Here is a 16288-nt window from a genome sequence, read left to right on the forward strand (position 1 = left end):
GTCTGCTTTTTTTATTTTCGTGGAATAAACCTTTGAAAAGAACAACCCTTTTATCACTGCTTTTGATTCTTGGGCTCTCAGGCTGTGCCGAGACGCCAAATGATGAGGCTCTAAATCAAGAAACGGCAACGGAAACCAATGCTGAATACGTTGAGCAGGTAACCCAATATAATGTCAAAGGTACCTATGACCCATTTGAAGGGTTCAACCGCGCTATGTGGGAGCTTAACTATGATTATCTCGACCCGTATGTAGCTCGCCCAGTATCTCTTGCCTATGTAGACTATGTTCCTTCCCCGGTCAGAACAGGGATCCGTAACTTTCTGTCTAACCTGGATGAACCCGCCAACATGATCAACAGCATTATCATGCTTGATGGTGAAGAAGCCGTCACCCATTTTAACCGTTTTTGGATCAACTCCGTTTTTGGTTTGGCTGGCTTAATCGATATCGCCACAGCGGCTGATATTACCAAGCCAAGCGAGCGCGCCTTCGGTGACTCATTGGGTTATTACGGCGTAGAAAACGGCCCTTACTTTATGGTTCCCGTTTATGGCCCTGTTACCCTGCGTGAAGGCGCTGGCGATTTTGTTGACGGACTTTACTTCCCGCTTAACTTGCTGACATTCTGGCAGAGCTTAGGCAAGTGGGCCTTCGAAGGCATGGAAGACCGCGCCGCTCTTGTTTCGCAAGAAGGACTGCTAAAAGACTCTCCTGATCCGTATATATTTACCCGAGATGCTTACATCCAGAACAAGAACTTCCGTGCCACAGGTGGCGAAAGTGTCGCCGAAGAGCCTGAAAGCGAAGAGTATCTGGATGATTTTCTGGATGAGGTGGATGAGTGATTGGTGTTTACGTCTAGTATAACGACAACTCAACAAAAAGCGTCAGATTTAATTGCATCATCCAAGACAAGCTAATAAATCTGAATGTTGACGTTGTTGCAGTGCTGTCAATATTCTGACAGTGTAACATGCATTTCATGGCAATTAACTGTTACTTTGCATAGGCCCTGTAGCATACTCCGATGAATAAGACTTGGTTGATGTTTATCTTAGTCAAAGAATAAGGGATTGTTCTTTGATTTAGGTGGGTTAATCATTTTAAAGCTTAATAAACAAATAGTTATGACTGGTTGTTGAAGGTTGGAATAGCCAGTTATTCATCCTGGATATGGCATAATTTTGGTCTTAATCAATTTAAAATTGTGAATTAATGTAGTATGCTTTGGTGTTCTAAAATTAGTCTTGATGGCATTTGTGTCATAAAAATAAGTTATTAACATGTTGGTTTTGTTATGAAGAAGTTGGTTGTGGACTTAGATGGTACCTTAACTCAGGCTAATACGTCGGATTATCGCAATGTATTACCAAGAGAAGATGTTATTGAAACACTAAAAGATTATAAAAATAATGGCTTTACAATTACCATTGCAACTGCACGTAATATGCGCACATACGAAGGAAATGTAGGAAAAATAAATATCCATACATTACCGATTATAACAGAGTGGTTAAACAAACATAACGTACCGTATGATGAAATTCTTGTTGGAAAACCATGGTGTGGGCATGAAGGATTTTACATTGACGATCGTGCAGTACGCCCATCTGAGTTCGCAAGTTTATCTCTCAATGAAATAAATCAATTATTTGAGAAGGAAAAACAATGTTCCTAATTATGTCAGCGGCATATGTTGGCCAAGAACTTGAATCTGAATTCGGAAAAATTCCTCCAAGTTTTCTTCCTTTAGGTAATCGGAGGTTATTCCAGCATCAGGTGAAATTAGCACCCGAAAATGTTGAAGTAATCATTTCTATCCCTGAGTCCTATAAACTGTCGAGCATAGACTTAAAATGGTTAGAAGGTAACACTGTCAAAATTGTCAGAACACCTGATAATTTAAGTTTGGGTGCTTCCTTGGTTGCGGCTATTAACTTAACCGAACGATCGCTTGATACTCCACTTCACGTTCTTTTTGGTGATACTTTGTTAACGTCCTTACCTACTGGGGACGATATCGTGGGAATTTCAGAAGTACAAGATAGTTATAACTGGGCAGTTGTAACTGATGATGATATGCATTGGTTGGAAAATAGTGAGAATAACCTTAATGCGGATACCAATAATGTCGTAAATGGCTACTTTAAATTTAGCCAACCTCGACAATTGATAAAGTCTATCACGCAAAGTCATTGGAACTTTTTAGGCGGCCTGAATCGCTACCATAAGGAGCTAGGTCTTACCGCAGTTAAGACTGAAAGTTGGCTAGATTTTGGCCATGTAAATACGTATTATCGTTCTAAGGCAGCTTTCACTACACAACGTGCATTTAATGAGTTGATAATAACTCCTGAATGGATTGAAAAGTCGAGCTATAAGAATCAAAAGATTAGAGCTGAGGCAAACTGGTTTGATACGTTGCCACCGAGGCTGCGAGGTTATATTCCACAGTACCTTGGTTCTAGCAATACGCCAGAACGATTTTCATACCGCCTAGAGTATTTACATCATACCGCACTTAATGAACTATACGTATTTGCTGAAATACCAACTATAATTTGGAAGAAAATTTTAGGAGGTTGTATAGACTTTATTGACGAGTGCATTGATTTCCGGGCGCCGGATGGTGCGACGGTGAATAAGTTAAGTGAACTATTTGGTGTAAAAACTAAGCAAAGATTAGCAGAATATTGCGAAAGTCAGGGGATAACACTTAACCAAAAATGGGTGTTTAATGATCAAGAACCTGTATCATTAGCAGAGTTAGTTTCGAGTTGTGAGCTTTATTTGCCGAGTGAGCAGCAAAAAGAAACTGTTTTGCATGGTGATTTTTGTTTCAGTAATATTCTTTATGATTTCAGAACTGGACGAGTGAAAACTATCGATCCAAGAGGCCTGACTCCTGATAACGAGCTAACTATTTATGGTGATACACGCTACGATTTGGCAAAATTAAGCCATTCTGTATTGGGTATGTATGACTGGATCATAGCAGGTTATTATAATGTTGATATTAATGGTGAGAAAATAGCCTTTGATCTTGCTGGCACTCGTCAACATAAAGAAACACAACAAGCCTTTGTTGAAATAGTTGAAAAACGTTTTGGATTAACAGCCTTAAGTTTGTATGCCATGCAAATTCAACTATTTTTGTCAATGCTGCCACTTCATGCTGATGAGCCTCAAAGGCAACAAGCGTTGTTTGCTAATGCTTTTCGATTATACGAAATACTTAAGAGATTGGAAAAATGATTGTTATACCTATGGCTGGCCTAAGTTCCCGTTTTTTTAAGGCGGGCTATAAAAAACCCAAATACATGCTAGAAGCGCATGGTGAAACATTGTTTAGTCATGCGATAAATAGTTTCAAACAGTATTTTAAAACGGAAAAATTTCTATTCATCATTCGCGATGTTTATGAAACAGCTACTTTCGTAGAACAACAAATCAAATCTCTTGGTATTAAAGATTATCATATATCAATATTGGACAGCGATACTCGTGGGCAGGCGGAGACTGTTGCTCTGGGTTTAAATGGAGTCGATTATCAAGGCCCGATCACTATATTTAATATCGATACTTTTAGACCAAATTTTCAATTTCCAGACCTTGAAAAAATGGGGGGGGGGTACTTAGAAGTATTTCAAGGTGAGGGTGATAATTGGTCTTTTGCCAAGCCAATACACGATGGAGATACTAGAGTATCTTTAACTGCCGAAAAGAAGCCGATATCAAACCTTTGTTGTACGGGCTTGTATTATTTCAGCGATTTGAAGACTTTTGTTGATTCGTATAATGAATATCTGAGCATGCCAAAAGAAAAGTGGGAAAAAGGTGAGCTCTATGTAGCACCTTTATACAATTTCTTGATAAAAAAAGGGATTGATATACATTACCATTTGATTGACCGTGATGAAGTGGTTTTTTGCGGTGTTCCTGATGAATATACTGAATTCAAAATGAATAAAACTTACTAATATTCCAGTGTATAGATGATTTTGCGGTTTTGCCTATTTCTGTCGACATACAGCATCGCTGAATGTTGAATTGGTATAAAGAGTGTATATTCAATACAGTACTATACTGTCTAACCTAGTTTGAGCTAGCGTTTTTCGATATAATATACAAAGCCGTACATTATGGTAGCGATACAGTTGTAAGTGTTACTTCCTAAGTTCCACAATGTAGTCTAATTATTGAATTTGAGGTGATCCGAATGAATCACCTCAAACAGCGGATGGAAGATACGAGACTTCAGGGCGGTAGCGTAATTTAATTTCGTAGGCTGATGCTGTGTGGTGAAACCTTGACGATTCTCAATTGACCATAACTATATGTTGGGTAGATCTAGATATCCTGACTAAAAATTAATGACGTTATTGCTGCCAGTTTTTAACTGGTTGATTTGTTAAACGAGGCAAACGATGTTTTTTAATGCTTTTATAGCAGAAATAAGGCAGAAATATAAACTATTAGTCCTAATTACTATTGCTTTTTTAGTCGTAGGTATATCTGTAGGTGTAAATACTGAGGATAAATGGACTTCAAAATCACTTTTAAAGTCACCGACATATAACCAAACTTCAAGTTTGTTTTCAGCGTTGAAGGCTTTATCAAGTGTAGGTAATAACTCTGTTGCTCCGTTAACTCTAGATTATGTTTTCGAAGAGTTCCTATCAGAAGTTACTAGTATTGATAACAAGAGAGATTACCTTCAATCGATAGGATTAGAAGCTTCATCTTCGCAAGTTGATAAAATTATCAAAGTTATCGTAACTGCAGATAAGAAGTTAGTAGAGGTGTCTTTTATATCAACTTCAGCTCTAGAAGCTCAAGAAAAATTAAAAGGCTATCTTTCTCATGTAAGTTCAAAAATTAATGATGAATTTATTGAGTATACCCAAAATAGTGTTAACTCTATACAGAAGAGTTTAATTATCAAATCTGATATTTTAGAGAAAACCGCAAGTTATCGACTTGAAAGTGAGAAAGAAAAACTAAAATTTGCAAGCGAAATAACAAAAAAATCGGGGATTAAAAAACCAATTATCGATCCTGGGCTTGATATGAACTTACCGATTGCTTTGGGATCTGAGGTTATTAATAGTCAGCTTAAAGAGTATCAGATTAATTCATATAACGTTTTCAGAAATGATTTCCATGTTAAGTCAAGACTAGATGTTTTAAAGTCGATAAATATTGACTCTATAGATATTGAGCCATTCAGGTATCAAATAAAACCTGAACTACCAGAATATAAAACATCACCAAATTTGAAGAAATATACAATATTAGCTTTGCTTCTTTCTATGGTTGTCTCTGTTACTATCATTATTTATGGTATTAGAAATACAATTATATGTAAATTGAAGTAACAGGGTTGTGTTGTAGGTATATGGCCTCATCAGTAAGTGAAGCATACTGATGAGGTCTTACTTTTTTAATCTAATATTGTCATTTACCAGGTTATCTATGCGAAATTCAGATATTACATTTTTAGTTCAAGGCCCGATTAGAGATAGAACAAAAGAATCATTGGAGTCAATTAGAAAGTATTGTCCGGAGTCAAGGGTCATTCTTAGTACTTGGCAGGGAGAGGATACTAGCGGTCTTGAATACGATGAATTAGTACTTAATGAAGACCCTGGTAGTTTGAAAATTTTCCTGGATGATGACGTAGTTAATTATGAAAATACAAACAGGCAAATTTACTCTGTTTCTAATGCAATATCTCATGTAAAAACAGAGTATTGCGTAAAAACAAGAACGGATATCGAGTTTACAAGTGATAACTTCATAACTTTTTATAAAGACAACTATCTTAAATATTGCCGAGATAGTGATAATACCATTTTGAAACAAAGAGTTTTGATTAGTTCGATAAACACTCCAAACCCTAACTGCTTCCTTCAGTTTGTATGTCAAGTTTCTGATTGGTTCTTTTTTGGATTAACTGAAGATTTAAAGAAAATATGGTGTCAGGATTTAATTTCTCAATCCGATTATTATCATAATGAAGACAACGTTCCTGATAGAAAATATAAGAATGGGTTCTACTTCGGAAGGTTTTCATCAGAGCAATTAATTACGCTGGGATTTATTAAGGGACATCATGAAGACTTGCCTACATATTTCAGAGATAAGAACTTTGTAGATTTTACTAATAGGTTACTTTCATCTGAATTTATAGTCGCAGAGCCAAATCGAATTGGGTTTACCTTTTTAAAATATCAGAACTACTGTGAATTGAATTTAAAAAACATCAGCGATCTTAAAGGTTTTATGGCATTCTACGCAGTAACAACTAATTATATTCGCTGGAATCAGCTTAGTAGGAAATACTGCGAGAAAAAAAGATCTAATATTAAATATATTATTCATGAAAAGTTATGCATGATAGCCTCGTTGTATTTAAAGAAGAAGACATATAAACTATGAGTTATAAGAAAGGGATATCAGTAGGTCTAATTAATGTTCCTATTCAAGTACTTTCTGCTCTAGCTGCTAATGTTATAATTATCAATCAAATTGGTAAAGGTAACTTGGATGTTTGGTATCTTTTGATATCAACTATGCCTTTATTTACTGCGCTAGAGTTGTCATTTCCATCTTTAATGCTAAGAAACCTGAATAAGAAAGCTAAAACAAGACGGGTTGTTCGGGATTATCTTATAAAGGCCATTTGTTTGTCTACGTTATTGCAATTTATTGCAATATTAAGTATCAAACTTTATCTTGGTGTATTTGAAAGTAGTGTTTGGTTATTTTTTGTCGGGGCCTATCTAAGAACAATTGCAAATATTGTTATCTCTGTACCATATTCTCGTGGATTCATCGTACATGAAAAGATATATCGAGTGTCTTATGCTTCGTTGCTTCCAGTTACTATTGTTGCTCTATTTACAGTTGTTGGCAATTTAGACTTGTACTGGCTATATGTAGTCTGGTTTCTTTCTTCTATTGCTGTATTTATATTTGCCGGTTTATCTTATAATAAGAGCAATGTTGAACTAGATTCAGTTGAGTATTGTAGTAAAGGATTAAAGTTTAAATTCAAAGAGAATTTGTCTCTACTGGCTACAACAGTTCCAGGCCTTTTTATCTTTAATTTGTCAATATACTATCTTAAAGCTTATTCGAGTAATGAAGATGTAGTTACCTATGGTTTTATTCTACAGTTAGTCAATGTCTATTATTTGGTAAATAATATTATTCCAAGCGTATTTGCTCCAAATTTGTCTAAGTCATTTTTTTCAGGGAATAAGGTATCATCTGAAGTCTTGAAAATCGTTGATTGTAATGTTTGCCTTGCAGTTTTAGCATTTATATTCATTTTCCTTGTCGGAGAAGACATTCTTGGTCTGTTGTTTTCAACTAGTTTTGATATTGAAGAGATAAGAAGTATTCTGTTTTGTATTGCAATATTTATTCTGATTGAATCGATACAGGTAACACTAACATTCTTCGGTATATCAACAGGTAAGTATAATTATCATTATCAAAGTCTTTGTTCAGCAATTCTGGTGACAGTGCTCTCTTACTATCTTATTCCATTATATGGGTACCTTGGACTAGTATATTCAGTGTGTTCTGCTCAAGTATTAACCTGTCTTCCCTTTAATACATATTTAGTCTGTAAACATCTTGAAATAGATCTAACTTTAATTATCAAAAGGATGATTTTGCTTTTAGTGTCTTTTTCCTCATTACTAACGTTACAACAACTAATCAGAGACGATGGAATCTTTTTTCAAATTCTATGTTTTGCTATAGCGTTAACTACCGCACTATTAATTATGTATAAATTGGTAATGGTTAAAATTTTAAGGAAATCGAGCTGTGCTTAGTACTATTCATGCCTTAAGAGGTATTGCCTCGATAATGGTTTTCTTTGCCCACTATCGAACGATCGATGTATTAGCTTCGTCTTCGAACAACTTTTTTTCGATGGGTGCCTACGGTGTTGATTTTTTTTTCGTGATCAGTGGTTTCGTTGTTTGTCTAATGATTGACAATTTGAAGAAAGAGTACCCTGATCATAAATTTAAAGTAAGATTTTTATTTTCGAGATTTATAAGAGTCATTGTACCATTGTGGGCTGCAATTTTTCTTCAATACCTTGTTGTTGGTGATTACTCAGGACTAGATAATTTAGTTAAATCGGTCTTTCTTATCCCAAGCCAGAACAGCTATTACAATGATCTTGTTGTTTATTACTTAGAACCTCAATGGTCTTTAGTTTTTGAGGTTCTTTTTTATACGACGCTAACATTGTTCATCAGTACGAGTAGGACCTTTCTCTATTCAGGATTGATTCTGCTTTCTCTTTGTATTCCTTCTCTGCTTGGTTTTGATCTCTATCTATCTAATCCAATAATTATTGAATTTATTTTTGGTATTTATTCATATAAATTGTTTCGTGATGGATTTATTCGTGAATCATATATAAAGACCAAATATTTATATGCTGCCGTTGTATGTTTTCTATCGTTTAGTTTCCTTCTTAAGGGGCAAGCAGGAGATATTGATTCTATTTTACGTGTATTAACTGTTGGCATAGCTTGTTTCGTTATTATTACGTTGTCTAGTGTTAACGTCGAACTTAATCAAAACATAGCGGCTAATAATCTACTGATGTTTTTAGGCAATATTAGTTATAGCTTATATTTAACACATATGATTGGTTTCAGGTTATTCACAATTCATTTCGATGGTTATGGAATAATAACGTTATTCACATTAATTAGTGTTATTACACTTTTATTCTATATAGTTATTGATAAAACGTGTCATAATTTTTCCAAGAAGATAATAAAAAGATGATCGATTATTTCATTATACTTATTTTCTGTGTTTTGTGTGCTTTGCTGCTGCCAACACTAAAGCATCGATTTGATAGAGCAGTACTGTTTTTTCTAGTCGCTTTTGTACTTATATTATTTTCGGGCTGGCGTTACTATACTGGCTGGGACTTTGAAATTTATCAGTCTTTGTATGATGCGATCTTCTATTCTAATGACCCGTTGAGTATTATTAGCCATGAGGATTATCGGGATTTTGAGCTAGGTTTCCGGCTTTTTTCGTTATCGGCTGTGTTATCTCCGTATCTGCCAGTACTGTTGTCATGTTTAATATCTGTTGGTGCTTCATTTTTAATAGTGCATAAAGCACCATCAAGAATATTTGGTGTCTTCATTCTTTTATATCTATGGTATGAATATTTTGGTGTGTTTAATATTCAACGCCAAATCATTGCTCATGCAATAATACTACTGGGTATATATTTAACGCTTAACTATAATAGGAAGCTGTTCTTATTAATCTCAGCACCTTTAGCTTTTTCGTTTCATGTATCATCACTACTATTATTTATTTTCTACTTATTGTCTATTTTATTAATCGAACGAGATTTTAGATTAAACTTTTTGTTTGGTTTATCTCTAGTGATTTTATCCTTATTGCTTGTTATTTTACCTATCGATATCGCGAATATGATTTTCCAACTATCATCATTCATATTGGGATTTTTGGGTGATATAGGTCAACATGCATCGTTAAAAATAAGTTATTACTTTAACTATTTGGATCTTTATAAAACTGGTTTATCATTTCGTTATTTGGAATATATAATTGTATTCCTAGTTGCGCTCTATAAATCACAAGATATATTAGCTGAAATTAGTTCTGATTATGGAAAAAAGGTATTTTTATTATCTCTTTTCGTCTCAGCTATACACATATTTATGTATGCTTTGTTATCAGGACTCGGCGTCATTCAAGATCGAGTTGAGTCTTATTTTCTTTTAATGCATGTTATTCTTGCTTCTTATCTAGTGCTAATCTCTATTAAGGATCTAAGGCGCTATTTATTCATAACTGTCTTGTGTTTTGTTTTTGTATTTATTAAGTATTATCGTTTGATTCAAAGCGATGCCTATATAGGTGCTGATTCACATTACCAACGTTTTATTCCATATAAAAGTATTTTTACGGATTATTAATGAAAAAGAATGTCTGCCTAATCTATTCTTGGGAAAACTTTAAAGCTAACTATTTAGAAAAAGATGTAGGTCTTTTCCCTAAGTTTTTTGCAAAATCCAGTCATGAAGATCTCGATAAGATTATATTCGATTCCATTGGTATTGAAGATAACATAGATGGTAAACTTTATAAAAGTAAGAGCTATCTACATTTTATTATTGACTGTCTTCGTTTTGACTTCAATTACTTGAAAAGTGTGAAATATTTCATTTTGTTCCATGTCTCACTTCGTACTGCATTATTAGCTAAGCTTCTCAAGTTAATAAATACTTCAAGTACTATAATTGTTAAGACTGATCTAAGTTTATCTAATATAAAAGATTTTTCTAGGATAAGAGAAAATAATCGTATTAAGTACTGGTTAATGTCATCGTTTAATAAATCAATTGATGCATTTTGTGTTGAAACAAGACAATCAATTGATTTGTTGACATCAGGTCATGCTGGTTTAGTGAACAAAGATAAAATATATCACGTGCCAAATGGAGTTTTAGGTAACTGCGTTTTTTCAGGTTCTATTAAGAAAGACGAAGCTTCAATAGCTATTATAACCCGTGATGATTGTGATCTTAAAGGTGTAGATAGAATTATTCCTCTTCTTAATTCTCTTGAAGAGGCATTAGATAGTAATCAGTCTCGGTTACTAGTAAGAATCGTAGGCCCTTTATCTAGTACCACACAGCAAAAAATTCTTAATAAGATTAAAAATTATACACACATAGAAGTAGAGCTATCAGGAAGTTTGTCTAAAGATGATACATTAACTCTTCTTTGTAAAAGTGAGTTTTTCGTTAATTTATCTATTGAAGAATCGTATTGTTTTGCTTTAGTTGAGGCCGCATTAGCGAATTGTTATATAATTACAACCCCTGTGGGGGTTGCTGTTGACCTCTCAAGTAACTATTCAAACATTGAGATATCAGATTTCACGCCCCAAAATTTTGCGGAAAAAATATTGTATCATCTTGATGCTGATGATCGTCACGAGAATGATTTTCAGTTAGCAGAAGGGCTCGTCTACGATTGGGGAAAGATTGTTGATGACTTCTATAATGATTTTTTAACGGTGAGTAAATGAAATCGATTTTTATAACTACTTCTAAAATTGGCGCTGAAAACCAGGGCGATTATATTTATAGTTCTCAGATTTTCAATGTTTTGAATAAATCTGAATTAGTTGATTTATTTTCATTTGAGCAGAAGAACAATTATTTAGCAGTATTATTGTTCTTTTTCTTGCCGATGATGTGGGTCAGAAACTTTTCTCTAACATTATGTATGAAGTTGCTTAAGGAGCGAGATGACTATGATGTCATTTATCTTGACCACTACAGATGTGCATGGGTGTCGATCTTAGCTAAGTTGTTGAATAAAAAAATATTTGTTTTTAATCACAACCTTGAGTCATCAGTATATAGGTCACTTTCAAAGAGCAGTGAAGCTTCAATATTTAAGCGAGTTTTTTGCTTTTTTGAATATACTAAAGTGTACTTGACGGAGTTAGTTGTCTTCAGAATTATTAGCGGCTTGTCGTCTATCAGTGGTGACGATATTCCAGAATGGGCAAGAGTCAAACTACTAGTACTGCCTCCCTATTCCTCTGAACCATTTAAATTTGTAGGAAGTCCAAATAAGCCAACGGCGATCATTGTCGGAAGCTTTCATTGGCGCCTTAAGCAGCATAATTTGCAAGTCTTTCTTGATGCCTTTTATGAGGTATACAAACAGAACCCGAAAGACTGCTCTGTTATCGTAGCAGGTAGTGCTCCAAGTTCGTTTTACAATTCGATAAGGAACGAATACCCATTCGTGACAGTTATTGATGGCTTTAATGATTTGAGTGAGCTTGCTGGTATTGCTACAATAGGCGTTTGCCCGGATCATGCTGGCGGAGGGTTTAAGTTAAAAACGTTAGATTATTTTAAGCTAAACCTTCCAATGATTGCTATTGAAAATGGGGCGTCAGGTGTACTTGAACCTGTAGTGCCGTCATTCAATACTTTTCAATGTCTAGCGAAAGAAGTTTATTCGCTGCTAGGTGATGAAAAACAGAGACATAGCTTGTTTCAAAAGCAAAACAGTTACTTTTTAAGACATCATAGCGAAGACGCTTTCTTAGGCAAGATTAGGGTTTTCTCTGAACGATAAGCATCGGTTAAATATTAAAATGATCAAAAAAATCGCGTTAATAACAGGTATCACAGGTCAAGACGGATCATACCTTGCTGAGCTCCTTTTGGAAAAAGGTTACGAAGTACATGGCTTGATACGCCGAGCATCATCATTCAATACGGAACGTGTTGATACAATCTGCAACAGTAATGATGATATCCATTTACATTATGGCGACTTAACAGATTCATCCAATCTTATTCGTTTGGTAAAAGAAATCCAACCAGATGAGATATATAACCTTGGGGCAATGTCTCATGTCGCAGTCTCCTTTGAGTCACCTGAATACGCAGCTGATGTAGATGCAATGGGTACAATTCGCCTTCTTGAAGCTATTCGTATTAATGGCCTTGAGAAGACGACTCGTTTTTATCAAGCTTCTACATCTGAACTATATGGCGAAGTTCAAGAAATTCCACAGCGTGAAACTACGCCATTCCACCCTCGCTCTCCGTATGCGGTTGCGAAAATGTATGCTTACTGGATCACGGTAAATTACCGTGAGTCATATGGTATGTATGCATGTAACGGTATTTTGTTTAACCATGAGTCTCCTCGTCGTGGTGAAACCTTTGTAACTCGTAAGATTACTCGTTCTATTGCAAATATCTCTCAAGGCTTAGAATCGTGCTTGGAATTGGGCAATATGGATGCGCTTCGTGATTGGGGGCATGCCAAGGATTACGTACGCATGCAGTGGATGATGCTTCAGCAAGACGTGGCTGATGACTTCGTTATTGCTACGGGTAAGCAAATTTCAGTGCGTGAATTTGTTCGTATGTCTGCCAAAGAAGCGGGTATCGAGCTTGCGTTTAATGGTGAAGGCGTTGAAGAAACGGCTACAGTCACCGCTGTTGATGAGAAAAAAGCCCCTGGTGTTAAAGTCGGGGACGTTATCGTACGTGTAAATCCAAAGTTCTTCCGACCTGCGGAAGTAGAAACACTACTTGGTGATCCAAGTAAAGCTAAAGAAATACTGGGTTGGGTTCCGGAAATTACGGTTGAAGAAATGTGCTCTGAAATGGTCGCAGCAGATATCGACAAAGCGAAACAGCACGCACTTCTAAAAGCAAATGGTTTTGATGTGGCTATTTCTTTGGAGAACAAATCAAGCTTTGGAAAGGCCAAACAAGAAGTGCTGCTGCATGCTCACGGCCTAGGTGATGCAGCTGATGAAAAATAGAACCATGCCTGCAAATAAAAAGCGAGTATTTGTAGCCGGTCACCGTGGTATGGTGGGCTCAGCAATTGTTCGACAGTTATCTGAACGGAATGACGTCGTGCTGATTACCTGCTGTCGTTCAGAGCTGGATCTAACCAACCAACAAGCCGTAAATGACTTTTTTGCCTCCGAACAAATTGACGAAGTGTATTTGGCGGCAGCGAAAGTAGGGGGCATTCATGCCAATAATACTTACCCTGCGGAGTTCATCTTTGAGAATCTAGTGATGGAGTGCAACATCATTAATGCAGCACATCAGAATAATGTGCAGCATTTGTTGTTCTTAGGCTCGTCATGTATTTACCCTAAATTGGCCGCCCAACCGATGACTGAGTCTGCATTGTTGACCGGAACTTTGGAGGCGACCAATGAGCCTTATGCAGTGGCAAAGATTGCAGGGATCAAATTGTGCGAATCTTATAACCGTCAATATGGGCGAGACTACCGCAGCGTGATGCCAACGAACTTGTATGGCATGAATGATAACTTCCATCCAGATAACTCCCACGTTATTCCTGCTCTGATGCGCCGCTTCCATGAAGCCAAGCTTCGTGATGATAAAGAAGTGGTGGTGTGGGGAACCGGAGCACCAATGCGTGAATTCCTATATGTGGATGATATGGCTGCGGCATCTGTGCATGTGATGGAGCTTGATACTGAAGCGTATAAGAGTAACACCCAAGTGATGTTATCTCACATTAACGTGGGAACAGGTGTTGATTGCACCATCCGTGAAATGGCGGAAACCATGGCGAAAGTGGTGGGCTTCACGGGGGATGTGGTATTTGATAGCACTAAGCCTGATGGCACACCGCGAAAACTGATGGATGTTAGTCGTTTGGCTGAACTAGGCTGGCGTTATCAGGTTGATCTTGAGCAAGGTTTAACTCACACCTATCAATGGTTCTTGGCTAACCAAGAGAGCTTTAGGGCATAACGATAGCCGCTTAATAAGGATTTTTCATTATGACGCAGCGTTTAGAGCATGGTTTATTCAAAACCGTTGTTGCCCATACGCCGCTGATCTCTATTGATTTAATCGTTCGCAATACGCAAGGTCAGGTGCTGTTAGGTCAGCGCCTGAACCGCCCTGCACAAGATTACTGGTTTGTACCGGGCGGGCGTATTTGCAAAGATGAAACCATGGCGTCAGCATTTTCGCGTTTGGCCAATGAAGAGTTAGGCCTAGCATATTCCTTGGATGAGGCTCGTTGCCTCGGCCCGTATGAGCATTTCTATCAAGACAATTTTGCAGGTACGGACTTTACCACGCATTACGTGGTCCTGGGTTATAGCATCACAGCAGATATAGCCCTTGATAACCTGCCGCAAGAGCAACACGATAACTATCGTTGGTTTGATGTGTCAGAGTTACTCGCCTCGGACGAGGTGCACCATCACACTAAGTTGTATTTTATGAACGGACACCAATAATCACATGATACTACCTGTCATCATGGCCGGTGGCTCTGGAAGCCGCCTGTGGCCCTTATCACGTACCCTATACCCAAAGCAATTTCTGTCGCTGACTAGCCCGTCTACTATGCTACAGGAAACTGTAGCCCGTCTTGATGGCATATCTCATCAGGCGCCTTTTTTTATCTGTAATGAAGAGCACCGGTTTATCGTAGCAGAGCAATTGCGTCAGGAACAATTGGCACACAGTGGGATAGTGCTAGAGCCTGTCGGACGCAATACGGCACCGGCTATTGCTTTGGCGGCGTTGCACGCCACCTCAAATGGGGACGATCCGTTACTATTAGTTTTGGCCGCTGATCACGTGATTCAGAATCAACAGGCCTTTGTTGATGCGGTGAATTCCGCAATTCCTCTCGCTGAAGCTGATAAATTAGTAACTTTTGGTATTGTGCCGAATGCTCCAGAAACAGGTTATGGTTATATTCGTCAAGGTAGTGCTATCTCAGAGACTGCATATCATGTTGATACGTTTGTTGAAAAACCTGATTTAGTCACAGCGCAGGAGTACATTGCTACCGGAGAGTATTACTGGAATAGTGGTATGTTCTTGTTTAAAGCCTCCCGCTTTCTGGATGAGCTTGATACGCATTGCCCAGATATTTTATTCGCATGTCAGCAAGCGATGTCCGGAGCCCATGGGGATTTGGATTTTATCCGTTTGGATGAAGCCGCTTTCTCGGCCTGCCCGGATGAGTCAGTTGACTATGCGGTGATGGAGCACACACAGGACGCAGTTGTTGTACCAATGGATGCTGACTGGAGTGATGTTGGTTCGTGGTCTGCTCTTTGGGGGGTTAACCCTAAAGATGTTCATGGCAATGCAACCCGTGGTGATGTATTAATGGAAAACACGACTAATAGCTATATCTATTCTCAGAATAAACTAGTGGCCACTGTTGGGGTGGATGATTTAGTGGTGGTGGAAACCAAAGATGCGGTACTCGTTGCGCATAAAGATAAGGTACAAGATGTAAAAGGGATTGTAGAGCAGCTGAAACAGGCTGGGCGTTCTGAATACCTACAACACCGTGAAGTGTATCGTCCTTGGGGTTCTCACGATGCCATTGCTGATGGCGAACGTTTTCATGTGAAACGCCTAACGGTAAAGCCTGGCGAGAAAACTGCAACTCAGATGCATTATCACCGTGCTGAGCATTGGGTGGTGGTATCTGGTACTGCAAGAGTACAGAATGGTGACAAGACATTCGTGGTTGGTGAAAATGAATCGACCTATATTCCGATTGGAGTGCCACATGCCATTGAAAACCCGGGTAAGGTGCCGTTAGTGCTTATTGAAGTTCGTTCAGGTTCATATCTGGAAGAGGATGACGTGGTACGGGTTGAGAATTACGGTATTGGGTATTGAGA

The 16288-nt window shown here is 37.4% G+C and carries 15 protein-coding genes; all 15 read left to right on the forward strand.

Features of this window, described 5'->3' with window-relative positions; genetic code table 11:
- Window positions 1-32: 32 nt before the first annotated feature.
- The 15 genes from EDI28_RS00570 to EDI28_RS00640 all read left to right on the forward strand — a co-directional run bounded on the left by EDI28_RS00570 (window position 33) and on the right by EDI28_RS00640 (window position 16286).
- Entirely contained in the window at window positions 33-848 is an 816-nt protein-coding gene (locus EDI28_RS00570) for an MlaA family lipoprotein (protein ID WP_128781905.1), read from the forward strand.
- 452 nt (window positions 849-1300) lie between these two features.
- The gene (locus EDI28_RS00575) at window positions 1301-1681 is read left to right on the forward strand and encodes an HAD-IIIC family phosphatase (protein WP_128781906.1); all 381 of its coding nucleotides are present in this window, start codon (window positions 1301-1303) and stop codon (window positions 1679-1681) included.
- Entirely contained in the window at window positions 1672-3258 is a 1587-nt protein-coding gene (locus EDI28_RS00580; RefSeq protein ID WP_128781907.1) for a capsular biosynthesis protein, read from the forward strand. Before EDI28_RS00575 ends, EDI28_RS00580 begins: the two co-directional genes overlap by 10 nt.
- Window positions 3255-3983, forward strand: coding sequence for a glycosyltransferase family 2 protein (locus EDI28_RS00585; RefSeq protein ID WP_128781908.1), 729 nt, complete (start codon window positions 3255-3257; stop codon window positions 3981-3983). Before EDI28_RS00580 ends, EDI28_RS00585 begins: the two co-directional genes overlap by 4 nt.
- A gap of 447 nt (window positions 3984-4430) precedes the next feature.
- Window positions 4431-5381, forward strand: a complete 951-nt coding sequence (locus EDI28_RS00590) for a hypothetical protein (RefSeq protein WP_128781909.1) — start codon at window positions 4431-4433, stop codon at window positions 5379-5381.
- 97 nt (window positions 5382-5478) lie between these two features.
- Window positions 5479-6444, forward strand: coding sequence for a WavE lipopolysaccharide synthesis family protein (locus EDI28_RS00595; protein ID WP_128781910.1), 966 nt, complete (start codon window positions 5479-5481; stop codon window positions 6442-6444).
- Window positions 6441-7853, forward strand: a complete 1413-nt coding sequence (locus EDI28_RS00600; protein WP_128781911.1) for a lipopolysaccharide biosynthesis protein — start codon at window positions 6441-6443, stop codon at window positions 7851-7853. Before EDI28_RS00595 ends, EDI28_RS00600 begins: the two co-directional genes overlap by 4 nt.
- Window positions 7846-8829 (forward strand): acyltransferase family protein, encoded by a 984-nt coding sequence (locus EDI28_RS00605; protein WP_128781912.1) that lies wholly within the window; start codon window positions 7846-7848, stop codon window positions 8827-8829. The genes EDI28_RS00600 and EDI28_RS00605 overlap by 8 nt, the downstream gene beginning before the upstream one ends.
- Complete coding sequence (locus tag EDI28_RS00610; RefSeq protein WP_128781913.1) at window positions 8826-10007, forward strand: EpsG family protein; 1182 nt, start codon at window positions 8826-8828, stop codon at window positions 10005-10007. The genes EDI28_RS00605 and EDI28_RS00610 overlap by 4 nt, the downstream gene beginning before the upstream one ends.
- A complete protein-coding gene (locus tag EDI28_RS00615; RefSeq protein ID WP_128781914.1) occupies window positions 10007-11125 on the forward strand; it encodes a glycosyltransferase in 1119 nt (372 codons plus the stop codon). The genes EDI28_RS00610 and EDI28_RS00615 overlap by 1 nt, the downstream gene beginning before the upstream one ends.
- Window positions 11122-12195: a glycosyltransferase gene (locus EDI28_RS00620; protein WP_128781915.1), complete on the forward strand. Its 1074-nt coding sequence runs from the start codon at window positions 11122-11124 to the stop codon at window positions 12193-12195. Before EDI28_RS00615 ends, EDI28_RS00620 begins: the two co-directional genes overlap by 4 nt.
- Before the next feature lie 19 nt (window positions 12196-12214).
- Entirely contained in the window at window positions 12215-13402 is a 1188-nt protein-coding gene (gene gmd, locus EDI28_RS00625) for a GDP-mannose 4,6-dehydratase (protein ID WP_128781916.1), read from the forward strand.
- Window positions 13392-14378: a GDP-L-fucose synthase gene (fcl, locus tag EDI28_RS00630; RefSeq protein ID WP_325062635.1), complete on the forward strand. Its 987-nt coding sequence runs from the start codon at window positions 13392-13394 to the stop codon at window positions 14376-14378. The genes gmd and fcl overlap by 11 nt, the downstream gene beginning before the upstream one ends.
- 29 nt (window positions 14379-14407) lie before the next feature.
- Window positions 14408-14875: a GDP-mannose mannosyl hydrolase gene (locus EDI28_RS00635; RefSeq protein WP_128781917.1), complete on the forward strand. Its 468-nt coding sequence runs from the start codon at window positions 14408-14410 to the stop codon at window positions 14873-14875.
- Window positions 14876-14879: 4 nt separating this feature from the next.
- Window positions 14880-16286, forward strand: coding sequence for a mannose-1-phosphate guanylyltransferase/mannose-6-phosphate isomerase (locus EDI28_RS00640; RefSeq protein ID WP_128781918.1), 1407 nt, complete (start codon window positions 14880-14882; stop codon window positions 16284-16286).
- Window positions 16287-16288 lie beyond the last annotated feature (2 nt).

The organism is Photobacterium chitinilyticum, assembly GCF_004104355.1.
GTDB lineage: Bacteria > Pseudomonadota > Gammaproteobacteria > Enterobacterales > Vibrionaceae > Photobacterium > Photobacterium chitinilyticum.